This window comes from Aggregicoccus sp. 17bor-14 (assembly GCF_009659535.1).
Taxonomy (GTDB): Bacteria; Myxococcota; Myxococcia; order Myxococcales; family Myxococcaceae; genus Aggregicoccus.
Window position 1 is genome coordinate 51,230 of the sequence record NZ_VJZZ01000014.1, and the last position, 22,347, is coordinate 73,576.

At 75.0% G+C, this 22,347-nt stretch carries 23 protein-coding genes; 10 read left to right on the forward strand and 13 right to left on the reverse strand.

Annotated features, from left to right (window positions below; translation table 11 throughout):
- Positions 1-52: 52 nt before the first annotated feature.
- On the reverse strand, positions 53-973 hold the full coding sequence (locus FGE12_RS23575) for a ParB/RepB/Spo0J family partition protein (RefSeq protein WP_194798193.1): 921 nt from the start codon (positions 971-973) through the stop codon (positions 53-55).
- Between the two features lie 110 nt (positions 974-1,083).
- Complete coding sequence (locus tag FGE12_RS23580; protein ID WP_194798194.1) at positions 1,084-1,875, reverse strand: AAA family ATPase; 792 nt, start codon at positions 1,873-1,875, stop codon at positions 1,084-1,086.
- A gap of 946 nt (positions 1,876-2,821) precedes the next feature.
- Between FGE12_RS23580 and FGE12_RS23585 the strand changes: the two genes are divergently transcribed.
- The 4 genes from FGE12_RS23585 to FGE12_RS23595 all read left to right on the forward strand — a co-directional run bounded on the left by FGE12_RS23585 (position 2,822) and on the right by FGE12_RS23595 (position 6,153).
- Positions 2,822-3,151 carry a hypothetical protein gene (locus tag FGE12_RS23585; protein ID WP_153868837.1) on the forward strand — a complete coding sequence of 110 codons (330 nt, stop codon included), beginning with the start codon at positions 2,822-2,824 and terminating at the stop codon, positions 3,149-3,151.
- Between the two features lie 96 nt (positions 3,152-3,247).
- Positions 3,248-4,651: a hypothetical protein gene (locus FGE12_RS31050; RefSeq protein ID WP_194798195.1), complete on the forward strand. Its 1,404-nt coding sequence runs from the start codon at positions 3,248-3,250 to the stop codon at positions 4,649-4,651.
- Positions 4,648-4,992 carry an antibiotic biosynthesis monooxygenase gene (locus FGE12_RS30725; RefSeq protein ID WP_194798196.1) on the forward strand — a complete coding sequence of 115 codons (345 nt, stop codon included), beginning with the start codon at positions 4,648-4,650 and terminating at the stop codon, positions 4,990-4,992. Before FGE12_RS31050 ends, FGE12_RS30725 begins: the two co-directional genes overlap by 4 nt.
- Positions 4,993-5,244: 252 nt before the next feature.
- Positions 5,245-6,153: a hypothetical protein gene (locus tag FGE12_RS23595; RefSeq protein ID WP_153868838.1), complete on the forward strand. Its 909-nt coding sequence runs from the start codon at positions 5,245-5,247 to the stop codon at positions 6,151-6,153.
- 124 nt (positions 6,154-6,277) lie between these two features.
- Here FGE12_RS23595 and rsmG read toward each other — a convergent pair whose 3' ends face one another.
- From rsmG to FGE12_RS23610, 3 genes are all read right to left on the reverse strand, one after another.
- Positions 6,278-6,934, reverse strand: coding sequence for a 16S rRNA (guanine(527)-N(7))-methyltransferase RsmG (gene rsmG / locus FGE12_RS23600; protein ID WP_194798197.1), 657 nt, complete (start codon positions 6,932-6,934; stop codon positions 6,278-6,280).
- 167 nt (positions 6,935-7,101) lie between these two features.
- On the reverse strand, positions 7,102-8,940 hold the full coding sequence (gene mnmG / locus FGE12_RS23605) for a tRNA uridine-5-carboxymethylaminomethyl(34) synthesis enzyme MnmG (RefSeq protein ID WP_153868839.1): 1,839 nt from the start codon (positions 8,938-8,940) through the stop codon (positions 7,102-7,104).
- 106 nt (positions 8,941-9,046) lie between these two features.
- Positions 9,047-9,355 (reverse strand): hypothetical protein, encoded by a 309-nt coding sequence (locus tag FGE12_RS23610; protein WP_153868840.1) that lies wholly within the window; start codon positions 9,353-9,355, stop codon positions 9,047-9,049.
- A 181-nt stretch (positions 9,356-9,536) separates the two neighbouring features.
- On the opposite strand from FGE12_RS23610, the gene FGE12_RS23615 reads away from it, so the two are divergent.
- Positions 9,537-10,571: a hypothetical protein gene (locus tag FGE12_RS23615; RefSeq protein WP_153868841.1), complete on the forward strand. Its 1,035-nt coding sequence runs from the start codon at positions 9,537-9,539 to the stop codon at positions 10,569-10,571.
- Between the two features lie 15 nt (positions 10,572-10,586).
- Here the strand turns inward: FGE12_RS23615 and FGE12_RS23620 are convergent, their stop codons facing one another.
- Entirely contained in the window at positions 10,587-11,315 is a 729-nt protein-coding gene (locus FGE12_RS23620; RefSeq protein WP_370459123.1) for a phosphatase PAP2 family protein, read from the reverse strand.
- Positions 11,316-11,405: 90 nt separating this feature from the next.
- Between FGE12_RS23620 and FGE12_RS23625 the strand changes: the two genes are divergently transcribed.
- Complete coding sequence (locus FGE12_RS23625) at positions 11,406-12,182, forward strand: alpha/beta fold hydrolase (RefSeq protein ID WP_194798198.1); 777 nt, start codon at positions 11,406-11,408, stop codon at positions 12,180-12,182.
- Positions 12,183-12,199: 17 nt separating this feature from the next.
- Here FGE12_RS23625 and FGE12_RS30465 read toward each other — a convergent pair whose 3' ends face one another.
- The 3 genes from FGE12_RS30465 to FGE12_RS23635 form a co-directional block, all read right to left on the reverse strand.
- Positions 12,200-12,580 (reverse strand): GIY-YIG nuclease family protein, encoded by a 381-nt coding sequence (locus FGE12_RS30465; protein ID WP_228531032.1) that lies wholly within the window; start codon positions 12,578-12,580, stop codon positions 12,200-12,202.
- Positions 12,573-13,139: a hypothetical protein gene (locus tag FGE12_RS30470; RefSeq protein ID WP_228531033.1), complete on the reverse strand. Its 567-nt coding sequence runs from the start codon at positions 13,137-13,139 to the stop codon at positions 12,573-12,575. Before FGE12_RS30470 ends, FGE12_RS30465 begins: the two co-directional genes overlap by 8 nt.
- A gap of 778 nt (positions 13,140-13,917) precedes the next feature.
- Positions 13,918-14,316 carry a hypothetical protein gene (locus FGE12_RS23635; RefSeq protein WP_153868843.1) on the reverse strand — a complete coding sequence of 133 codons (399 nt, stop codon included), beginning with the start codon at positions 14,314-14,316 and terminating at the stop codon, positions 13,918-13,920.
- A 386-nt stretch (positions 14,317-14,702) separates the two neighbouring features.
- On the opposite strand from FGE12_RS23635, the gene FGE12_RS23640 reads away from it, so the two are divergent.
- Complete coding sequence (locus FGE12_RS23640) at positions 14,703-15,824, forward strand: hypothetical protein (RefSeq protein WP_153868844.1); 1,122 nt, start codon at positions 14,703-14,705, stop codon at positions 15,822-15,824.
- A 6-nt stretch (positions 15,825-15,830) separates the two neighbouring features.
- On the opposite strand, the gene FGE12_RS23645 is transcribed toward FGE12_RS23640, so the two are convergent.
- On the reverse strand, positions 15,831-16,889 hold the full coding sequence (locus FGE12_RS23645) for a hypothetical protein (protein ID WP_153868845.1): 1,059 nt from the start codon (positions 16,887-16,889) through the stop codon (positions 15,831-15,833).
- A gap of 141 nt (positions 16,890-17,030) precedes the next feature.
- On the opposite strand from FGE12_RS23645, the gene FGE12_RS23650 reads away from it, so the two are divergent.
- From FGE12_RS23650 to FGE12_RS23660, 3 genes are all read left to right on the forward strand, one after another.
- Complete coding sequence (locus tag FGE12_RS23650) at positions 17,031-17,810, forward strand: SDR family NAD(P)-dependent oxidoreductase (protein WP_153868846.1); 780 nt, start codon at positions 17,031-17,033, stop codon at positions 17,808-17,810.
- A 76-nt stretch (positions 17,811-17,886) separates the two neighbouring features.
- Positions 17,887-18,285 (forward strand): DUF5063 domain-containing protein, encoded by a 399-nt coding sequence (locus tag FGE12_RS23655; protein WP_153868847.1) that lies wholly within the window; start codon positions 17,887-17,889, stop codon positions 18,283-18,285.
- A gap of 52 nt (positions 18,286-18,337) precedes the next feature.
- Positions 18,338-19,126 (forward strand): DUF4846 domain-containing protein, encoded by a 789-nt coding sequence (locus FGE12_RS23660; RefSeq protein ID WP_153868848.1) that lies wholly within the window; start codon positions 18,338-18,340, stop codon positions 19,124-19,126.
- Positions 19,127-19,143: 17 nt separating this feature from the next.
- Here FGE12_RS23660 and FGE12_RS23665 read toward each other — a convergent pair whose 3' ends face one another.
- From FGE12_RS23665 to FGE12_RS23675, 3 genes are all read right to left on the reverse strand, one after another.
- A complete protein-coding gene (locus FGE12_RS23665; RefSeq protein WP_153868849.1) occupies positions 19,144-19,701 on the reverse strand; it encodes a hypothetical protein in 558 nt (185 codons plus the stop codon).
- Between the two features lie 65 nt (positions 19,702-19,766).
- The gene (locus FGE12_RS23670; RefSeq protein WP_153868850.1) at positions 19,767-20,396 is read right to left on the reverse strand and encodes a glutathione S-transferase family protein; all 630 of its coding nucleotides are present in this window, start codon (positions 20,394-20,396) and stop codon (positions 19,767-19,769) included.
- Between the two features lie 81 nt (positions 20,397-20,477).
- Complete coding sequence (locus FGE12_RS23675; RefSeq protein ID WP_153868851.1) at positions 20,478-22,211, reverse strand: hypothetical protein; 1,734 nt, start codon at positions 22,209-22,211, stop codon at positions 20,478-20,480.
- Positions 22,212-22,347: the final 136 nt, after the last annotated feature.

Sequence of the window (22,347 nt, forward strand, 5' to 3'; positions counted from 1 at the left end):
TGACAAAAGAGCTACCGGTTGAACCTTCCCGCTTCCCGAGGAGCGCCACGCGCTACTCCTTCCTGAAGTGCTTCAAGAGCCGGTCGAGGTCATCGTACGAGAAGAAGTCGACCTCCAGGGTGCCTTTTCCGCCGCCGCGTTCGACGAGCCGCACCTTGGTGCCCAGCGTGCGCTGCAGCTCCTCCACCAGCGCGCGCGTCTGCGCGCTCTGCTTCTGCGCCTTCGCGGGGCCCGCCTTGCCCTTCGGGCCCTTCGCGTCCTGCACCAGCTTCTCGGTCTCGCGCACGCTGAGCTTGCGCGCGGCGACCTGGGCGGCGAGGTCCATCATCTCGGGGATGCGCGGTACGCCGAGCAGCGCGCGCGCGTGGCCCATGTTGAGGCTGCCGTCGGCGACCATCGCCTTCACCTCGTCCGGCAGCCCGAGCAGGCGCAGGGCGTTGGCCACGCTGGAGCGGTCCTTGCCCACGCGCGCGCTCACCTGCTCCTGGGTGAGGCCGAACTCGTCGGTGAGGCGCTTGTAGCCCTCGGCCTCCTCGATGGGGTTGAGGTCCGCGCGCTGCAGGTTCTCCACCAGCGCGAGCTCGAAGGCCTGGCCCTCCGTCACCTCGCGCACCAGCGCCGGGATCTCCTGCAGCCCCGCGGCCTGGCTCGCGCGCCAGCGGCGCTCGCCGGCGATGAGCCGGTAGCCGTCCCCGTCCTTGCGCACGAGCACCGGCTGCAGCAGGCCCTGCGCGCGGATGGAGGCGGTGAGCTCGGCGAGCTTCTCCTCGTCGAAGTGGCGGCGCGGCTGGGCCGAGTCGCGCTTGATGCTCTCGATGGGGATCTTCAGCACCCCGCCCGCGCGCGGGGCCGCGGCCGCCGCTGCTGCTGCGGCATCCGCGGCCTGGGCGGCCGGGGGCGGCGCTGCCTGGGGGATGAGCGCGGAGAGCCCGCGTCCCAGCGCCCGCTTCTGCTTGTCACTGCCGTTGAGCACGTTCGTGTCCCTTCACCTTGCTGCCGTCTCGGTCCCTGCCGCCCCGCGGGTGCCGGGCGCGCACACGCCCTGCCCGAACCGCCGCGGCGCGCGCCGCGTTCCCGCGCGCCCTACGCCACCTGCGCCGGCCCGCCGCCTGCCCCCTCGCGGTGGAGGATCTCGCGGCTGAGGGCGAGGTAGCTCTCGCAGCCCTTGCTCTTGATGTCGTAGAGGATGATCGGCTTGCCGAAGGACGGGCACTCGCTGAGGCGCACGTTGCGCGGCACCACCGCGTCGAAGACCTGGCTCTTGAAGTAGCCGCGCACCTCGTCCACCACCTGGTGCGCGATGTTCGCCCGGGCGTCGAACATGGTGAGCAGGATGCCCTCCATCTTCAGCTCCGGGTTGAGCCCCTGGCGCACCAGCTCCACGGTGTGGGTGAGCTGGCTCAGGCCCTCGAGCGCGTAGTACTCGCACTGCAGCGGGATGAGCACGCTGTCGGCCGCGGTGAGCGCGTTGAGGGTGAGCAGGCCGAGGCTCGGCGGGCAGTCGATGATGATGTAGTCGTAGTCCGCGGCGAGCGGGCGCAGCGCCTCGCGCAGCCGGTACTCGCGCCGCTCCACCCCCACCAGCTCCACCTCCGCGCCGGTGAGGTCGGGGGTCGCGGGGACGACCTGGAGGAAGCGCAGCTCGGTCGCGTGCAGCAGCTCGCGCATCGGGGTGCCGCCCAGCAGCGCGTCGTACACGGTGCCGTTGAGCGCCTCGCGCTTGAGGCCCAGCCCGCTGCCCGCGTTGCCCTGCGGATCCATGTCCACCAGCAGCGTCTTGCGCTCGGCGGACGCGAGGCTGGCGGCGAGGTTGATGGCGGTGGTCGTCTTGCCCACGCCACCCTTCTGGTTCGAGATGCAGATGATTCGGCCCACGGTTGCCCTTCCTCCAGACCCTCGCCGCGCTGGCGGGGGCCCGCTTGGGGGTGGGTGGTAGCACGCTCCCCGCCCCTCGGCCACTTCGCCTCCCCTCATAGTTCAGGGGCCTGACGGGCGGGCAGGCAGGCGCGGCGTTCCACGTGGAACAGGGAGTCGGGCGCACGCGGATGGGCAGCGCGTTCGGAAACGTCACGGGCGTCTTTCACGGGCGCCCTCCGAGCGGTTGGCGGCGAGCCCCGCGTGGGCGGCAGAGGCATCGCGATCACCGGTCCCCCGCTCTCACCGCACGCCGGACCGTCTCTGCCGCGGCTCTCTCCGGAGACCCCGGCTGCCTGCCTGCCCAGCCGCAACCGCCGGGCATGGGCGTGGGCGTTCCACGTGGAACACCTCCTGCCTCCAGACCCACGTTATGCTGGAAGCCCGAGCCCGATCCGAGCGGCCGAGGCCCGCACTGCCGCCCCACCCGCTGCTGCCCATCTGGCCGCCCGAGCGCATGTCGGGCGGCCCGGCCGGCGAGCCGCTCGCTGCGACCGAGGCGGGCGCCCCACGCACGGCGCCGCCTCCCCTGCTGGCATTCCGGCAACCGCCCGCTGCCCCCTCCGCCATGCGGGCGGGACACCTCCTCCTCGGGATGTTCCACGTGGAACACGACACGCGCCGCGCTGTCCATCAGCGCCCCGCCACCCCCGCCCCGATCGCCCGTGCGATCGGGCAGGCCGCTTCGGGTCGGCCCCGTCCCCATGAACGTTCCACGTGGAACACGGCAGCCGCCCCACCGGGCCTCTGGCGGTCCCGCGCCTCCCCACCCGGCATTCCGAACGTCCACCATCCACCCTCCCCCTGCGGCCCCCGGACACGGGCACGCGCCCGGGGCGACGACATAAACACTCGTCACCCGGGCAGGCCTTCACCCCGCCGCCCCTTCCCACAGCGAGACCTCTCCATGCTCTCCTCCCCTTCGCTCGACGATGCGGGCGTGCGCGCACTCCACCTCGTCCACCACCAGCTCCAGGGCGACTGGGCGGCGCTGCGCGCCCAGCTCGAGCCGGCCGCCCCGCTCCAGGTGGACCGGCTCGCCGACGCCTGGGCAGACGCGCTCGGCCGACTCGGCGAGCTCGTCGCGGTGGAGGAGCCAGCGCTGCACCTCGGGGAGGACCCCACCACGGTGGTGGTGGACGTGCCCCTGTGCTGCGCCCGGGGGGAGCTGCACGAGCGGGTGACCTTCGATCTCGAGGGCCGCGTCGCCTCGATCGACCTGCTCGCTCCGCGCTGAGCCGTCAAAAGCACCCTTCGCTCCGCGGCGAAACATCGCCCCCGCCCGGGCGCCGAGGATGGCTCCTGCCATCCCCTCTCGCCCCCGGAGCCGACCGTGACCGCCGCGCCGCCGCCCCCTGCCGACCCGCTCGAAGCCGCCACCCACCCCGACCCGCGCGCCTACTACGCAGCGCTCGCGGCGCAGCCCGCGCTCACCTGGGACCCGCGCCGCGAGGCGTGGATCGCGGCGGGCGCCGGAGCGGTGTGCGCCGCCCTGCACCATCCGGGACTGCGGGTGCGCCCCCCGCACGAACCCGTACCCCCTCCCCTCCTCGAGCACCCCGGGCTCGCGGCGCTCTACGCCCGGCTCATCCGGATGACGGACGGGCCCGCGCGCGAGCCGGTGCGCCGCGCGGTGGCCGAGGCACTCGGCGCGCTCGAGCCCGCGACGGCGCACGCGCTCGCCCGCCATCGCGCCGCCGCCCTGGTGCCCGCCGCACCCCGGGAGGGCGCGGCGCTCACGGCCTTCACCTTCGCGCTCCCGCTCGGGTGCGTGGGGGTGCTGCTGGGCCTCGGCGAGGCGGAGCTCGAGGACGCGGTGCCGGAGGCACAGCTCCTCGTCGCCGCGCTCTCGCCCCTGGCCACCTCCGGGGAGCGCGCCTCCGGAGAGCGCGCGGCGCACGCGCTCGAGACCCGGCTGCGCACTGCCGGAGGAGGCCCCCTGCTGCAGGCGCTCCGGCGCGCGCCCGGCGTGTCCGAGGAGGTCGCGCTCGCCAATGCCGTGGGACTCCTGGTCCAGACCTGCGAGGCCACGGCGGGGCTCATCGGCCAGGGCCTCCTCGCGCTGGGCACGGACGCTTCGGCAGCGCTTCCGGAGGCGCACCCCGACGGCGCTCTCCCTGTCCCCCACCCCGCCATGGCGAAGCGCACCGAGCTCCCCCCGGCACCGCCCGACCGGCGCCGGAACACGGAGGCCCGCGGCGATGGAGCACAAGACCACGCACCGGTCCAGGCCGGCTCGGCGCGGGTCGACGCCGCACTCACGCATGCGCTCCTTCAGGACCCCCGGGTGCAGAACGCGCGACGCTCCGCAGCCGAGGGCCTCCCCCGCTCGGTGCTCGGGGTCGATCAGGCGCGGGTCGATGCCGCGCTCACCCACGCACTGCTCGAGACGCCCCCGGTGCAGAACACGCGGCGTTACGCGGCCGAGGACCTCACCCTGCTCGGCACCCCGGTGCGCGCAGGCCAGCTGGTGCTGGTGCTGCTCGCGGCGGCGAACCAGGACCCCGCCGCACCGGCGCATCCTCGCCCGGACGTCCCGGGCCACGCCTTCGGCCTCGGCGCGCACGCCTGCCCGGGCGCGACGCTCGCGCTCACGCTCGCGCGGGCCGCGCTGCTGCACCTGCTGGAGGTGGGGCTCGAGCTCGGGGGACTCGCCTCCGCGGCCTCCCTCCGCCCCTCGCTCAACGGGCGCATCCCGCGCTTCACGGGCCGGCTCGGCGCGGAGGTGCAGCGGTGATCGCGGTCATCTTCGAGGTGTGGCCCGCCGAGGGCCGGCGCGACGAGTACCTGGCAATCGCCGCCGCGCTGCGCGCCCGGCTCGAGCACATCGACGGCTTCCTCTCCATCGAGCGCTTCGAGAGCCTCACCACCCCGGGCAAGCTGCTCTCGCTCTCCTTCTGGCGCGACGAGGCGGCGGTCGCGCAGTGGCGAGCCCAGGACGCGCACCGCGCCGCGCAGGCCCGGGGGCGCAGCGAGGTCTTCACCGACTACCGGCTGCGGGTGGCCGCGGTGCTGCGCGACTACGGGATGGACGCGCGCGAAGAGGCGCCGCGCGACAGCCGCGAGCGCCACGGCTGAGGGGCCTGCCTCATCGACGGGAGCGCACGCGGGGCGCGCACGCGGGGCGCGCACGCGGGGAGCGCACGCGGCACCCTCGAACTCCATCGGGCTCGACACGGGTCCCCGCCTCCACCGGGGGGCCCGTCGCCCACGGGAGGCGCGCCCCTCCGCCACGGCCGCGCGCGCATCGCCCGCGAGCCGCGCGCAGGCGCCCCCGTCGCTCCCACCCCCCCTGCCGGCTCCCGCGCGCGTCCTGCTATCGTCGCGCACATGCCTCGCGCCTCCCGCGGCCACGCCCTGCTCGGCCTCCTCTTCCTCGTGGGACTCGGGGTGAGCCTCTTCGCGGCGCTGCTCGAGCTGCGCACGCAGGGTGGGCCGGGCCCGCTGTGGCTGCCCGGCGGACTCGCCCTCTGCGGCGCGAGCGGGTGGGCCCTGGGACAGCGCAACCTCGCGGGCCTGCTGCAGCTGCTGCTCTTCTGCGCCCTCACCCCCGCGCTCGTCCTCACCGCCTTCGCGCTCGCCACTCCCGGAGAGAACCCGACCGCGGCGAACCTCGCGCTGCTCCTGCTGCTGCTCGCGGCGGGGCCCGCCTACGGCCTGTGGCGCGAGCTGCGGCGTCCGGAGCGCCTGCCCAACGTGCTGCTCGAGCTCGCCCCGCCGGGGCACATCGTCGAGCGCGACGGCCTGCAGCTCTGCGCCCAGGTGGCGCAGCTGAGCAGCGGGGCCTTCGAGCTGCGCGTCGCCGTGCAGAGCTGCGTGGACCGCGAGCGCCACCTCGCGCTGCGGCTGCGCGGGCCCGCCGCCGACCGGCTCAGCTACCCCACTCGCGTGGAGGCCCGCCTCGGCCCCGCGGAAGTCGGGCTGCTGCGCGTCACCCTCCACCCGCGCGCACAGCTCACCGCCGGCGAGCGGCTGCACCTGCGCCCGGACATCTCCGGTCCGCCCGCGCAGCGCCTGCGCCACTGGCGCCCGCGCGGCTACGCCGAGGGCACCCCCACGCTGCTCAAGGTGCTGCTCGCCGGCAGTGGCCAGCTGAGCTGGCGCGGCGGCTGGCGCGTCCCGCTCCCGGTGCGCTTCGGCTCCCCCACCGTGGAGGGGCCGCCGCCTGCACCGACGTGGGAGTTGCTGTGGTCGCCCGGCGGCGCGCACACCGCGCCGCAGCCTGCGCGCGCGGCGTAGGCGCGCGGCTCGCGCCCCGTGTTCCATGTGGAGCGTGGGGGCATGGGCACGCTCCCGCTCCGGCACTTCCTCGCACGGACGCGGCCTCGCCCGGCTCCCTCACCCCGAGGGAAGACACGGGGCGCTACGGCGCCTTCGCGAACACCGCCACCTGGCGCTCGGCACCCGAGAACGGCAGCCGGTAGGCGCGGGCCGAGCGCACCTGCAGCCCGCGCGCGCTGCCCTCCGCCGCGAGCTCCGCGTCCGTCGCGGCCTTGCCGAGCATCGCCACCACGCGTCCGCCGGGAGCCACGTAGGCCGGCGCGAGGTCCAACCAGTCCGGCAGGTCCCGGAACGCGCGCGCGATGAGCACCTCCGCGCGCGGCAGCCCCTCCGCCTCCGGCTTGCCCTCGGCGCGCGCGTGCACCCCGCGCACCTCGGTGAGGCGCAGCGCGCCGGCCGCCGCCTTGATGAACGCCACCTTCTTGCCCACCGCGTCCACCAGCGTCACCGCGAGCGGGGGGAGCGCGAGCTTCAGGGGCAGCCCCGGGAAGCCCGCGCCCGCGCCCAGGTCCATGAGGCTCGCCGCGCCGGAGACCTCGGGCAGCACCGCGAGCGAGTCGAGGAAGTGCTTCTCCAGCACCTCCTCCGGCGCGGTGATCGCCGTGAGGTTCACCTTCGCGTTCCACTTGAGCAACTCGCCCATGAGCTGGAAGAGCGCCGCGTCCAGCCCCGCCGGCAGGCTCAAGCCCAGCGCCTGCGCACCCTCCGCCAGGCGATCTCCGAACCGCATCTTATCCACAGCGCCTCCTCCGACCCGGGAACCCTAAACCCCCGGAAACACTCATACCCTGGTCCGGGCCCCAGTTGCCCACACGTTGTCCACAGCCCCTGTGGGATCAGGGCCCGACCCCAGCGATTTCCCACACCTGCACTGTCCCCACACCGCCACTGCGCTACAGGCGTGGCTCACCCCGCGCCCGGGCCGACACGCCGCAGCGCCCCCACCAGCAGGCTGAGGGCCGCGGGGGTGAGGCCGGGGATGCGCCGCGCGTGGCCCAGCGTCTCGGGCCGGTAGCTGCGCAGCTTGTCCGCCGCCTCGCGGCTCAAGCCGGGCACGCCTTCGAAGGCGAAGCCCGGGGGGATGCGCCACGCGTCCCACGCCTCGCGCTCGCGCGCCGCCGCGCGCTCGGCCTGGGCGATGTAGCCCGCGTACTTCACCTCCACCTCCACCTCCTCCTGCACGTGGCCGGGCAGCTCCGCCCTCCCCTGCCCCTCCTGCGCGAGCTGCGCGTACGTGACCTCCGGGCGCTTGAGCCGCGCGGCCGCGCCGGTGCGCGCGAGCCGCGCCACCTCCTCGGACACGGCGCGGGCGCGCGCCTCCACCCGCTCCAGCGCCTCGCGCGGCAGCAGCCCCACCCGGTGCCCGTGGTGCGCGAGGCGCAGGTCCGCGTTGCCCTCGCGCAGCCGCAGCCGGTGCTCCGAGCGCCCCGTGAGCATGCGGAAGGGCTCGTCCACGCCGCGCGTGACGAGCTCGTCCACCAGCACCGCGCCGTGCGCCTCGTCCCGGCCGAGCAGGAGCGGTGGCTCGCCGCGGACCTGGAGGCCCGCGTTGATGCCCGCGTACAGCCCCTGGAACGCCGCCTCCTCGTAGCCCGAGGTGCCGTTGAGCTGCCCCGCGAAGAAGAGCCCCGCCACCGCGCGCGTCTCCAGCGTGGCGCGCAGCTGCGTGGGCGGCGCGTAGTCGTACTCGACCGCGTAGCCGTAGCGCACCACCTCCACCCGCTCGAGCCCGGGGATGGTGCGCAGGATGGCGAGCTGCACGTCCGCGGGCAGGCTCGTGGACAGCCCCGCCGGGTACACCAGCGGGCTCTCGGGCCCCTCCGGCTCGAGGAACACCTGGTGGCGCTCGCGCGCGGCGAAGCGCACCACCTTGTCCTCGAGGCTCGGGCAGTAGCGCGGGCCGCGGCCCACGATCTCCCCGGCGTAGAGCGGCGAGCGGTGCAGGTTCTCGCGCAGCAGCGCGTGCGTGGCCTGCGTGGTGTACGTCACGCCGCAGACGACGCGCGGCTGCTGCGGGAAGCACTCCCCTGCCCCGGCCTCCTGCGCCCAGCGCGTGCGCCAGGAGAGGGGGCGCGGAGGGAAGTCCCCGGGCTGCCGCTCCACCCGCTCCCAGTCGATACTCGCTCGCGCGAGCCGCGCCGGGGTGCCCGTCTTGAAGCGGCCCAACGTGAAGCCGAGCGCGCGCAGCGAGTCGCTCAGCCCCCGCGCCGCCTCGTCCCCCAGCCGCCCGCCCACCTCCTTGCGCTCGCCCACGTGCATCAGCGCCTGCAGGAAGGTGCCGGTGGTGAGCAGCACGGCCCTCGCCTGCAGCTGCTCGCCGCCCGCGAGCTCCACCCCCGCGATGCGCCCGCCCTCCACCCGCAGCGCCGCCACCTCCCCCTCGCGCACCGTGAGCCCCGGCTGGCCGAAGAGGGCGCGCTGCACGATGGAGGCATACGCGTCGCGGTCGCAGAGCACGCGCGTGGCCTGCACCGCGGGGCCCTTGGAGGCGTTGAGCGTCTTGAAGTGCGTGCCGGCGAGGTCCGCCGCGCGCCCCATCTCCCCGCCCAGCGCGTCCAGCTCGCGCACCAGGTGGCCCTTCGCCGAGCCGCCCACCGCCGGGTTGCAGCTCATCACCGCCGCGCGCTCGCGCTTGAGGGTGAGCGCGAGCGTGGAGAGCCCCATGCGCGCACACGCCAGCGCCGCCTCGCTGCCGGCGTGGCCCAGGCCCACCACGATGATGTCGTAGCGCTGCGACGCAGACATGGGAGGAGTCCTTCCGGGCGCTCCTATGTCGCGCGCGGGCCTCGAGTGCAAGCCCGGCAGAGGGCCCTGCCCCCTGTTGCAACCGGGTTGCGAATGCCGCCCTGCCCTAGTCTGCGAGCGCGACGAGCGGCTGGCCGAGGTGCGCCGCCCGCTCGAGCGCCGCGCGCACCACGTGCAGCGCCGCCACCACGTCCGCGTCCGCCGCGGCGCTCGCCACCCGGTCCAGCTCCCGCGCGAGCCCCGGCAGCTCCGCATGCGAGAGCTCCGCGTCCGCGTTGAAGTCCGCGAAGCGCATCAGCAGCGGCAGCCCCAGCGCCCTCGCCTGGCCGATCAGCGCCGCGTGCTGGCGCACCCCCAGCGACGAGATGGCGCCGCGGCGGCGATCGTCCTCCAGCACGGTGAAATCCAGCGGCATCGACCCTCGCACGGGAAAGCCCGGGGGGCGGAGGCTCGCGCATGTGCCCGGCCTCGCGCAAGGCGCAGACCCGGCCGCGGCGGCCGAGACGCCTGCGGCGCGGGGTGCACACATCGCCCACCGGACGCCCGCCGAACCGCGGCCCTGCCCTTCGCCTGCGCGGGGCCTACCTTGCCAGCCCATGCGCCCGGCACGCCTTCCTTCCCACCCTCTTGCTCCGCAGCTGCGAGCGCTGCTGCTCGCCGCCTGCGCCGCCTGCGCCGCCGCGCACGGCGCGCCGGCCTCGGCGAGCGCCGCGGCGGCTGCGGCCTCGCCCCCACCGGAGCGCGCCGCCGTCCCGGCATCGGGCGACCCCGCCGCCCAGGCCCCTGCTCCTCCTGCGGCGCCTGCCCCCACCCCGGCGGCCTGCGGCGTCTGCGAGGACTACGCGCCTCCCCAGCGCAGCGGGCACAAGGTGCCGCACGCGCTGCGCGAGCTCTCCGGCCTCGCCGCGAGCCCCCGCCACCCGGGCGCGCTCTACGCCCTCAACGACTCGGGGGACGCCGCGCGCTTCTTCGCGCTCGACGTGAGCGGCGCGCAGCTCGCCCAGTTCGTCCTCCCGGACGCGCACGTGCGGGATGTCGAGGACCTCGCGCTCGGCCCCTGCCCCGAGGGGACCTGCCTCTACCTCGCGGACATCGGGGACAACGCGCGCGCTCGCACCGGCTACGCGCTCTACCGCGTCCCCGAGCCCCCCTCGCTCCCCCCGAGCGGCAGCCCGCCCGTCGCGCTCCCCTTCGTCCGCGTTCCCTTCACCTACCCGGACGGCCGCGCGCGCAACGCGGAGGCGCTGCTGGTACACCGCGACGCCCTGTATGTCGTCACGAAGCGCCGCGGCGCGGAGGCCACGGAGGTCTTCGCCGTGCCCGCGGCCGGCGGCTCGGCGCGCTTCGTCGCCCGGCTCGACCTCCCGCCCCCGGGCGAGCGCCCCATCACCGGCGGCGCCGTCCACCCCTGCGCGCCGCGCGTGTTGCTGCGCACCACCGCCCACCTCTACGAGCTGCGCGCCCCACCCGGCGCCCCCTTCGAGGCCGTGTTCCACGCGAAACCGCGCGAGCTCTCCGCCCCCGACGAGCCGCAGGGCGAGGCCGTGACCTACGCCGCGGACGGGCGCGGCTTCCTCACCGGAGGCGAGGGGAAGAAGCAGCGGCTGCACGCGGCGCGCTGCGCGCGGTGAGGCGTCGAAGATCCCTCACTCCGCATCCGGGTGCGCGGCCTCCTGCGCGAGCTCCGGGCTGCGGCGGCGCAGGGCGCGCGCGACGAGCGCACTGAGGAGCGCCCAGGCGAGCCCCGCCGCCCAGCCCGCGAGCACGTCCGTGGGGTAGTGCACCCCGAGGTACACCCGGCTCAGGCCGATCAGCACCGTGAGCAGCAGCGCGATGCAGATGACGTACACCTTCAGCCGCCGCTTCGGCACCAGCGCGGACACCTGCAGCGCGAGCGTGAGGTACACCACCGCCGAGAGCATCGAGTGGCCGCTGGGGAAGCTCGCGGTGAGCGTCTGCGTCAGGTGCGGCACCACGTCCGGGCGCGGGCGCGCGAAGCCCTCCTTCAGCAGCAGGCTCAGCGCGAGGCCCCCCAGCGTGGTGCCCAGCACCAGCCAGAGCGAGCGGCCCTTGCCCGAGAGCGCGAGGAAGCCCGCCACCGTGAGCGTGATGAACGCGAGCACCGGCACTCCACCCAGCGCCGTCGCGTCGCGCGCCGTCTCCGGCAGCCACAGGGGGCCCAGCGGGCGCGCCGGGTCCGCGGGGTCTCGCAGCGCGCGCACCACCTCGCGGTCCAGGTGCTGCGTCTCGCCCTCGTGCACCTCGTCGGCGATCTGCAGGAAGACCCAGAGCGCAGCGACCAGCAGCAGCAGGGTGAAGAAGAGCGGGCTGCCCACGGGGGCGCGGCGCAGGAGCGAGAGGGGAGAGGGGCGCACGGGACGAAGCTAGGTCCTCGGCGGCGCGCAGGGAGGCGCCGCGCGCGCGAATGTCCGGCCCCCGGCAGGCTGCCCGCTTATGAGGGGGACGTGAGGCACAGCTCCCGCACGCTGCCGGGCCCCGAGGGCGCGCTCGCGCTGAGCGAGGCGGGGGAGGGCGGTGTGCCCGCGCTCCTCGTGCACGGCGGCGGCGCGGACCGCGGCCACTGGGAGCCGCTGCAGCAGCTGCTGCCCACCCGCAGCCTCGCGCTCGACCTGCGCGGCATGGGCGAGAGCGCCCCACCCGCCGACGGCCGCTACGGCGTGGAGCCCGCCGCGGAGGACGTGGCCCGCGTGGCCGAGGCCCTGCTGCCCCAGCCCTTCTGCCTCGTGGGGCACAGCTTCGGCGCCGCGGTGGCGCTCGCGTACGCGGCGCGCCACCCCGCGCGCCTCGCGGGCCTGGTGCTGGTGGACCCGGCGTCCGACCCACGCCACCTGTCCGCGCCGCAGCGGCAGGCGCTGCACGAGGGGCTCTCACCCGGGCGCTTCCGCGCCTTCACCGAGACCTGGTTCGAGGGGCTCCTCGTCCACGCGCGCGCCACCACGCGCGCGCGGGTGCTCGGCTCGCTGCGCGCCACCGCGCCCGCCGTCTTCGCGGCCTGCCTCGAGAGCAGCCTGCACTTCGACCCGTGCGCCGCGCTCGCGCGCTACGGCGGCCCGCGCCTCGCGCTCGTGAGCGAGGCGCTCGCGGGCCCGGACTCCCTGCACCTCCAGGCCGCATCGCGCCTTCCGCACGTGACGCTCGCGCAGGTGAGCCACTGGCCGATGCTGGATGCGCCCGGGCAGGTGGCCGCGCAGCTCGGGCGCTTCCTCCAGCCGCTCGGCTGAAGCGCCCGGAGGCGCGCTCACGGCGCCGGGTGGTAGCCCGCCTCGCCCCAGGGCCGCAGCCGCTCGAGCCACAGCGCCTCGAGCACCTTCAGCTCCTCGCGCAGGGCGGCCGGGTCCAGGCGCGTGCCGTCCTTCGGCTCGGGCAGCAGGTCCAGCGTCTCGAAGGCAAAGGCCTCCGGGCCCAGCTGCTCCCAGTCCGCCTGCAGCGCCGGGGCGACCCGGTGCAGGCGCTGCTGCAGCTCGAAGCGCAGCCGGTTGAGCATGCCGGGCACGTTGGGGCTCGCGCCCAGCAGCACCTTGCCGCTGCGCAGGTTGCGCACCGCCCAAACACCCGCGGGCGGCGCGGCCTCGCGGTACTGGCGCTTGAGCTCGGCACGGCTCGCCCTGGACTCAGCCATGGGCCACCTCCCCGTAGCCGAGCTGCCGCAGGCGCTGCTCGAGCCGGGCGCGCGCAGCGGGGTCCTTCGGCCGCGCCCAGTCGTGCCCGATGCGCTCCCAGTCCGGGTCCGAGGGGTCCAGCCCCAGCGCGCGCACGAAGCCCGGCTCGCACACGACGAACTGGCGCGGGCCGTAGGGGAAGAGCATCCCGGGCGCCGCCTGCAGCGAGGCGCGCGCCTCCTCGTACGACGAGAACCAGCGGTTGAGGAAGCCGTGCAGGTTGCCCCGGAACAGCGTGCGCGTGTCGAGCGCGGGGGCTTCCGCCTCGCGCGCCGCCTTGAGCTGGGCCCAGGAGGCGAAGCCCTGCTCGTGGGCGATGCACGCGAGCGCGTGCTTGCGCTGCACGTCCTCGCGGTGCTGCAGCAACTGCTCGAGTGGGACGGAGGCGAAGCCGGGCAGGGTGCGCAGGCGCAGCGCAGCCTCGCGGGCGCGCGCGGCGTCCGGGCCGTGCAGCGCCTTGAGCAGCAGCGAGGCGCGCACCCGGCACTCGGACAGCGGCAACGGGGTGGAAGTTCTCATGAGGCTCCCTCGACGTCGGCCCGCACCCGTTCGGGGACCGTGGAAGGAACTTCAGCGAGAACTGGAGCAGCGGGTGAGGCGAGGGTGACGTCGTCTTTTCGGGCAGGCGCCCCTCGGCACCTGTGACCGCGAGGAGTACCGGTGGCCGGCGGGGCAGGGCAAGGGCTTTCATCCGCCGCGCCCCGGCGCCCGCGTCACCCTGGAGAGCCTGAAAGGGCAGGGGGGGTGCTCGACGACGGGGCGCACGGGTGCGGGCCCTGCCGCAACGAGCTCCCCCGAGCTGCTCGCGGTGGCGCGCGCGCTGAAGGACCCGCCGGTCACCTTCCTCGCCGTGCACGACGAGTCCACGCGGGGCGCCCAGAACGCAGTGGAGGACTTCATCCTGAGGAAGCCGGATGCACAGGGTCGCTTCGTGCCGTCCCCTGCCCAGCACGGCGCCCGCGCCTGGAGGAAAGGCGGGAAGGGCAGGGGGCCTCCCGTGGCCGCCGAGCCCGTGGGGCGTCGGCCTGCGCGGCGCTCGGGGGTGACGAAGGGGAGGGTGTCCGGCGGGGTGGTGCGCGCACCTGTTCTGGGATGTCGGGGGTTTTGCTGAACAATTTTCAGCGCTTGAGACCCCTGCCGCCCCCGAGCACCCCTGGAATGAAGCTTCCATCCAAGCCTCCGCCCGTCGCCCGACCGAGGCTGGAATGAAGCTTCCGTCCAGCGCTCCGCCGGGCCCGGAGGCTCCCTGGACGGAACGCTTCGGGTAGGGGACGGCACGAAGCGCCCCTGGCCTGCCTCACTCACGGGGCCGCGTGAGCTCCGTGCAGCTCGCGAGCTCCGGCGCCTCCACCCAGCGCCCCTCCTGGAGTCGCGAGACACAGCGGGCCTCGGGCTGGGCGCTGCGCTCGGGGCAGGGCTCCTCGCGGCACTCGTAGCGTCCATCGCCATCCAGGTCCCACTCGCGGCGCAGCAGCGTGTCCTCGAAGTCCTCGTACTCGCGCGTGCGGAGCCCGCTCGTCGGCCAGCGAATCCGCAAGACCCGCACCCACGTCCACTGCCCGTCGTGGCGGCGCACCGGGCGCAGGTTCCAGAAGAACACCGCGACGAGCGTCACGAGCAGCGCGAGCGTGAACAGCCCCAGCAGGCGCCAGCCCCAGCGCGCCTCGCGAGCACTCCGCGCCTCCACGTCCTGCATCGCGACCTTCCTCCCTCGGTCGTCCCGCGCCAGATGCTCATCCCGGGGCTCATCCGCCGACAGCCCCCGCCGGTGGAGCGTCCGTCACCCCACAACGTCCGGATGCGCGGGCCTTGCGGGAAAGGGAGGGATGGGCAGCTTGCGCCGGAGCACCGGGGCGGGAGACGGGGATGAAGGCAAAGTGGCTGCGTGGAGCGGTGGTGGCATTGTGGCTCAGCGCCTGCGGGTCGCCCCCGCAGACGGCGGCACCGTGCGAAGGCGCGTGCGGCGCGGAGGCAACGCCCGCCCCAGGGACCTCCCTCCCTGGCGAAGAGGGGACCGCCCCACACGCGGACCCGCCGGACGCCGGGCAGGGGGAGCACCTCCCCGACGCGGGCGTGCCGCCGGTGGCCGACGCGGAGTGCGCCCCCACCGTGAAGCTCGCCGAGGCGATCCCCGAGCCCGAGGGCGGCTGGGAAGCCGTGAGCCGGCCTTCCGCGGCCTACCAGCCCCCGGCCGACGACGCGCCCTTCGGCCTCACGGAACCCGCGGCGTGCGTTCCCTCTGACGGTCGTCCTTCTCTCGCGAGCTGGTGTGAGCGGGCGCTCTATTACAACGACGGCGTCCTCATCGAGCGCACCACCCGCTCGGCCACCGGCACCCACTGGACGCAGACGCACGGCTGCAGCCCTTCGGAGCCCTGCACCCATCCCCCGAACGAGTTGCAGTACGACCCGCAGGAGCGGCCCCTCGAGCGCTCCTACTGGGACTGGGGCCGCGACAGCGTCATCCACGAGCTGTGGCAGTGGAGCCCGGACGGACTGCTGGAGACCTTCCTCGAGGAGAGCTCGCACCTCGGTGCGGTCGGCCACACCCGCTGGCAACTGCACCGCGCGTGCGACGGGAGGCCTGCCCACTACGAGGTCTCCTACCCCGATTCGCCCTCCCGCCCGGTCGAGCGCCGTGAGCTGACCTACGACGCACGCGGCCACCGCACCCTCGAGCTCACCCCCCTGCGCAGCGTCGCGCGCGCCTGGGATGCCTCGGGACACCTGCGGGCCGAGGAGGAGGCCATCCTCACCTCCAACACCACCACCTCGACCCGGCGCTACTTCGACGCGGCGGGGGCGGAGCTGGCGAGCCTCTACACCTTCAGCGGGAACATGGGCGAAGCCACGACCTGGACCTGGGACGAGCGCGACGCGCAGGGCCGCGTGGCGGTGCGCCGCCAGCTCCACACGTACAGCGGGAACACGTCCTACCTCACCCGCTTCGCCTACGACCCGGAGGGCCGACAGGCGCTCGCGTGGACCACCGCGCGCAACGCCTCTGGAGGGCTCCGCCAGGCACAGCGCTGGACCTACGCCTGCGGCGCCCCGGACCCCGTGCGCCTCGAGACGAGCAGCAGCGTGGACGGCTCCGTAGGCGAGGTGACCACGTGGACCTGGGACCCGCTCACGCGCACGATCGCGGAGCGCCAGGCCAACAGCTACTACTGGACCCAGTACCGCTTCGACTGCACCCCCTGAGCGGCGCTACGCCGCGTCCGCAAGCCGCGCATTGGCGCCCACCTGCTCCCAGCGCCGCAGGGCGTTCGCCGCGAGCTGCGCCACGTCCACGCCGAGCCCGCGTGCGAGCGCGTGCTCGCGCGAGAGGTCCGTGCCGAAGTTCGCCGGATCGTCCGTCGCGACGGCGCAGCGCACCCCGTGCTGCAGCAGCACCGCGAGCGGGTGGAGTCCGCCGTGGCGCGCCGAGAGCTCGGCGAGCGTGGGCCCGATGAGCAGCGCGTTGCTCGTGGGGCACACCTCCAGCGTGGTGCCCAGCTCCGCGAGCCTGCGCATCAGCGGCTCGCTCTCCACCGCGCGCACGCCGTGGCCCAGGCCGTCCGGGCGCAGCGCGAGCGCCTGCTCGATGGACTCCGCGCCCTCGAGCTCGCCCGCGTGCAGGGTGAGGTCCAGCAGCTGCGGGCGCAGGCGCTCGAGGATGCGCACCAGCCCCTCGGGCAGCGGCTCCGCGAAGCCGCGCGCGGGCTTGCCCTGCACGTCCATGCCCACCAGCGCGCCCGTGTACTCCTGCACCATGTCCGCCATGGCGGCGTAGCGCGGCTCGCTCTCGAAGGTTCGGCTGAAGCCCAGGCGCAGGCGCACGCGGCGGCCCGTCTCGCGCTCGGCGGCGTCGCGCCCCGCGAGCACCGCCTCCAGCACGCCGCGCGCGTGCACGTCCGCGAAGGGGACGGGGGCCAGGGTCTCCACCCTCGTCCCCACGTTCGCCAGGTAGTCGCGCGTCATGGAGTAGAGGCCGAAGCGCAGCTCGCAGCGGTCCATCTCCGCCGCCACCTCCACGCAGGCGAGCCGGGTGAGCTCGCGCACCACGTCCAGGGACGCGTAGGCGCGGCGCGCGAAGAGGACGCAGCGGTAGAAGTCGTCGAAGGTGCCCGGGCCCTGCATCACCAGCCCCTCGGCGATGGCGGGCGGCAGCAGGGGCGCGCCGGAGGCATCGCGCAGCGCGGGGATGGGGAAGTGGCGGGCCACCTCGGCCAGGGCCGCCGGCGAGTGGCTCCCCTCCAGGTGCCGGTGCAGGTCGATGCGCAGCATGGCGCCTCTTCATGCAAATGCTGCAATTCGTCAAGTTCCCGCGCCCGGTGCGCCCCACACCGTGGAAGGGGTTGCGGCCGCGGCGGCGCTCTGTGAGAGGACGGGGAGCGCACCTGAACCCCCTCGCACGGGAGCCTGCCCATGAACCTCGAGCTCGCGAACAAGGTCGTCCTCGTCACCGGTGGCTCGGACGGGCTGGGCGCGGCCGCCTGCGTGCGGCTCGCGGAGGAGGGGGCGCGGGTGGCCTTCTGCGGCCGCGATGCCGAGCGCCTCGAGCGCACGCGCGCCGCCGTGAAGGCCGCCGGCGGCGAGGGGCTCGCGGTGAGGGCGGACATCACGCGCGCGGAGGACTGCGAGCGCTTCCTCGCGGAGAGCGTGCGCGCCTTCGGCCGGGTGGACGCACTCGTGAACAACGCGGGCACGGCGGCCGCGCGCCCCTTCGAGTCCGTGGACGACGCGGCCTGGGCCGCGGACCTGGACCTCAAGCTGATGGCGGCCGTGCGCCTCATCCGCGGCGCGCTGCCGCACCTGCGCGCGGCCGGCGGGGGCAGCATCCTCAACGTGCTCGCCATGGCGGCCAAGGCCCCCGGCGCCCGCTCGGCTCCCAGCAGCGTGTCGCGCGCGGCCGGCATGGCGCTCACCAAGGCGCTCTCCAAGGAACTGGGGCCGGAGGGCATCCGCGTGAACGCGGTGCTGATCGGCCTGGTGGAGAGCGGGCAGTGGGAGCGCAAGGCGAAGGCGGCCGGCCAGAGCGTGGAGGCGCTCTACGGGCAGCTCGCGCGCGACAGCGGCATCCCCCTGGGCCGGGTGGGGCGCACGGCGGAGTTCGCGGACCTCGTCGCCTTCCTCCTCTCCCCGCGCGCCGCCTACCTCAGCGGCACGGCCATCAACCTGGACGGCGGCCTGTCGAGCGCGGTGTAGACCGGGAGGCCCCATCTCGACGCCCGCCGAGATCCGCGCTGCTGCGAGCGCCCTCTTCGACGTCCTCGAGCAGCCGATGGGCGACGCCGAGCGTGAGGCCGCCCTGCGCCTGGCACTCGATCGACTCGCGCTCGCACAGCACTTCGCTCACGGTCCTGGCGATGAGCGGCGCTTCCCCGAGCCCGCGCTCACTCCCCACGACGCCCTGCGCGCACGACTCGGCCCGCTCTTCCCCGGGCTCGGCCTCTACGACGCGGTGCTCGAGTCCACCGAGCACCTCGGCGAGCCCGAACTCGGCATCGGGGATGCGCTCGATGACCTCATCGACATCGCGCGCGAGCTGGAGGGCGTCCTCCTGCGCTGGGAGTCCACGAGCGAGGCCGACGCCCTCTGGCACCTCCGCTTCGGTTTCGACTCCCACTGGGGAAAGCATCTGCGCAGCCTGCAGCTGTACCTGCACCGGCGCGCGCGCTGACGCGGATGAGCGCCATAGACCGCGCGCCCCACGTCACGCGTTCGAGCATCCCATGCTCCCCGCCGCGCTCTTCCTGACCCTCGCCGTCCTCGCCTCATCCCCGCAGGACACGCTCGCCCAGCGCTTCCCACCTCCCGCGGGCTACGTGCGCGAAGATGCCGCACCCTCGAGCTTCGCCACCTGGCTGCGCGCACTCCCCCTGCGCCCCGCGGGCAGCCCCGTGCGCCTGTACACGGGCGCGCTCAAGCGCCGGCAGGACGTGCACGCCGGGGTGCTCGCGCTGGACACCGGGACGCGCGACCTGCAGCAGTGCGCGGACGCCGTCATCCGCCTGCGCGCGGAGTACCTCTACGCGCGAGGGAGGCTCTCCGAGCTCCACTTCCGCACCACCTCCGGCGAGCCGCTTCCCTTCGCGCGCTGGGCCGCGGGCGAGCGGCCGCAGGTGCGCGGCCGGCACGTGACGTGGACGCAGGGCGGGCGCGCGGGGACGGACCGCGCGAACCTGCGCGCCTACCTGGACGTGGTGTTCACGTACGCGGGCACGCAGTCGCTCGCGCAGGAGCTGCGGCGCGTGGACGTGACACACCTGCAGGCCGGAGACGTCTTCCTGCAGCCGGGCGCTCCGGGCCACGCGGTGCTGGTGGTGGACACGGCGGTGCAGCCGCGCACGGGCGCGCGCCTCTTCCTCCTCGCACAGGGCTACATGCCCGCGCAGGACGTGCACGTACTGCGAAACCTCGAGCAGCCCCTTCTCGGCGCCTGGTACGCGCTCGACTTCGGGGAGCAGCTGCGCACGCCGGAGTGGACCTTCACGCCCAAGGACCTGTGGCGCTTCGAGTGACCCGGCGCGCCCGCGCATCACATGCCGAAGTACTCGCGCAGCCCCTCGCAGTAGGACACGTGGCTCTCGTAGTCCGACGCATCGAAGGGGCGGAGCACCCACTCACGCAGCTGCGACAGCCACTTCGGGTCCACCGTGGGATCGAGCGCGAGCCCGTCCAGGAAGGCCCCCATCTCCTCGCGCGTGCGGTGCATCGAGAGCATCTCCACCTCGATGCTGCATGCCGCGTCGAAGCTCGACGTCTTCGCCTCGTAGATGAGCGTGGCGTCGCGCGCCTCACCCTTCAGGTGCAGCAGGAAGCACAGCGCGCGCGGGGCATCACCGCACCTGTGCTCCCGACGCATCGCCTGCGTCTCGTGCCGGACCAGCAGCCGCGTCAGCGCGAGGTCCTCGGGCCTCCAGTTCCGCCACAGCGCCAGCGCCACCTCGAAGAGGGCGCGGTCCCGCGCGTCGCCTCCGGAGGGCAGCCCCGCGAGGGAGGCCGCGACGAGCCGCTCGCGCTCCTCCGGCGCTCGCACGTCTCGGGCGCGCTGCACCAGGGACATCGGATCGGAGTGCTCGCTCGCCGGGGACATGGGCTGCTCCTTATCGCAGTCTCGGGAACGCAGCTCCGCCCGGCACCCTCACGCAGGCCCTCTCGTCACAGGTCCACGCGAGCGTTGGCGGGGTAGGGCGCAGGGCCGGGGAAGAAGTCCGGCTGCGCCTCCACGCGCGCAATCCACGCGCGCACCGCGGGGAAGGGCCCGAGCGACACGCCGGCCTCCGGCGCCAGGTGGCTGTACGCGTACAGCGCGATGTCCGCGACGCTGTAGTGCTCCTCCACGAAGAAGCTGTAGCGCTGCAGGTGGCGCTCCATCGTCTCGAGCGCGCCCTTCCCCGCCTCCTTCAGGTATGCGAGCGCCGCCTCGCGCCCCTTGTCCCGCCCGGAGAGGATCCAGAAGCGCGCGCTGCCCAGCTTCGGCTCCACGGCGTTCTGCTCGAAGAACATCCACCCCAGCGTGCGCGCGCGAATCGCCGGGTCGTCACTGAGCAGCACCGTGCCCTGCGCGAGGTAGAAGAGGATGGCGTTGGACTCGGGCAGCCACTGCCCGCCCTCCAGCTGCAGCACCGGAATCTGTCCGGAGGGATTGCCCTCGAGGAACGCGGGCGTGCGGCTCTCGCCGCGGAAGATGTCCACCTCCACGAGCTCGTAGGGGCGGCGCAGCTGCGCGAGCAGCAGGCGGACCTTGTAACCGTTGGCAGAGGCAGCGCAGTCGTGCAGGCGCAGCATGGGCAGGGCTCCTTCGAGAGAGGGATGCGAGCTCCTGTCTAACGCCGCCCGCCCCCGCGCCGCGCTCCGCTTCTTGCGCCCCTATCGCGAAGGCGACGGGCGCGCCTGGGCCCCGGACGCCTCGCGCCACAGCGCCGCGCGGGTGAGGGGCGTGTCCGCCTGCGCCCAGGCCTCGCGGAACTGGGCGCGCACGGCCTCGGCCTCGGGGGCGTGGCCCTCGCCCTGCAGCGCCTGCGCGAGCCCGAACAGCGCCCAGCCGTTCTTCGGGTTTCGCCGCAGGTCCTCGCGGAACACGGCCTCGGCCTCGGGGAAGCGCTTCGCGTCGATCAAGGCCGCGCCCTGGAAGTGGCGCACCGGGTAGAACCAGTCCGCGGGCTCCGAGTACGCGAGCCCGTCCGCCGCCTTCACCGCGGCCGCCCAGCGCTCCAGCGCGTCCGGGGCGCGCGCGCGCTCGGCGATGCCCGCCTCGAGCACCTGCGAGGCCACGCCCAGCACGTCGCGCGCGGTGTTGTTGCCGGCGGGCATGTCCGCGGGCACGGTGCGCGCGAGCTTCGCGAGCTCCGCAGCCGCCTGGCGCGCCTCGGGCAGGCGCCCCTTCGCCGCGAGCGCGAGCCCGTGCGCGTGCAGCCACAGCCCCGTCATCACCGGGTACTTGGGGTCCGGGCGCGGCTCGCGCAAGAGCGCGTCGTAGCGGCCGAAGCGCACCATCGCGAGCAGGGGCTCGGAGATGAAGAAGTCCATGCCCGGCATCATCTTCAGCATCTCGGGCGGCGCGGCCCTGGCGCTCTCGCGCGCCGCGTGCACGGCCTCCTCGGCGCGCCCCTGCATGCTCGCGCTGAAGGCGAGGAAGCCCCAGTTGTGCGCGAGGTACATGGGGTAGTAGCCGGGCGGCTTCGTGCGCGCGAGGTACGCGTCGTCGGCCTTCACCGCGCGGCGGTTCGCCTCGCTCGCGTCCGCGTAGCGCCCCACGCGCTGGAAGATGTGGGCGGGCATGTGCACCACGTGGCCTGCGCCGGGCATGAGGCCCGCGAGCCGCTCGGCGGACGGCAGCGCGCGGTCCGGGGTGGGCGAGGCCTCCACCACGTGGATGTAGTAGTGGTTCGCGCCCGGGTGGTCCGGGTCGCGCGCGAGCACGCGCTCGAGCCGCGCGACGATGGCCTCGGTGCCGGGTGCGGGCGTGCCGTCCAGGCCCCACAGCTTCCACGGGCGCAGGTTCATCTGCGCCTCCGCGGTGAGCACCTGCACGTCCAGGTCGTCCGGGAACTGCTGGGCCACGGCCTCCATGGCGCGCGCGTAGGCCTCGCTGTAGGGCTGCATCGCGGGCGGGTCCTTCGGCTCGGGGCCGGGGTAGCGCTTCGCGATGGCGCCGATGAGCGCGCGCTGCACGGGGCTCGCGCTGGGCGCGAGCGCCTGCGCGCGCTGCACGCCCTCCCACGCCGCCTGCGCGCGGTCCGGCAGCATGGGCACGTTGTAGTTGGGCCCCAGCGCGAGCGCGGCGCCCCAGAAGCAGAGCGCGCACCGGGGGTCCAGCTGCGCGGCGCGGGCGAAGGAGCGCGCGGCCTCGTCGTGGTTGAAGCCGTACACGAGCCTCAGGCCCTGGTCGAAGAAGGCCTGCGCCTGGGCGTTCTGTGTGGCCGGGTAGTGCAGCGAGCCGAGGTCCGGCAGCAACAGGGCGCCCTGGGCGAGCGCCTCCAGCGAGCCGGGTGCGGCGCCGTGCGCCGCGGCGTGCGGCGGGGTGGCGTGCGAGGGCGGCGGCGGCGTGCCCGCGCACAGCAGCAGACCGAGGGCGGCGAGGGCGAGCAGGGCAGGGCGCATGGCGGACCTCCGGAGGCGTTCGACTTCGACGGAGGGGGCCGGCGCGGGGCCGCACGTCGGGCGCGCGCGCAGGTGGACGCACGGACCGCCCGCAACACTGCGCACCCCGTGGCGCGCGCGCAGCAGCCGCGCGGTG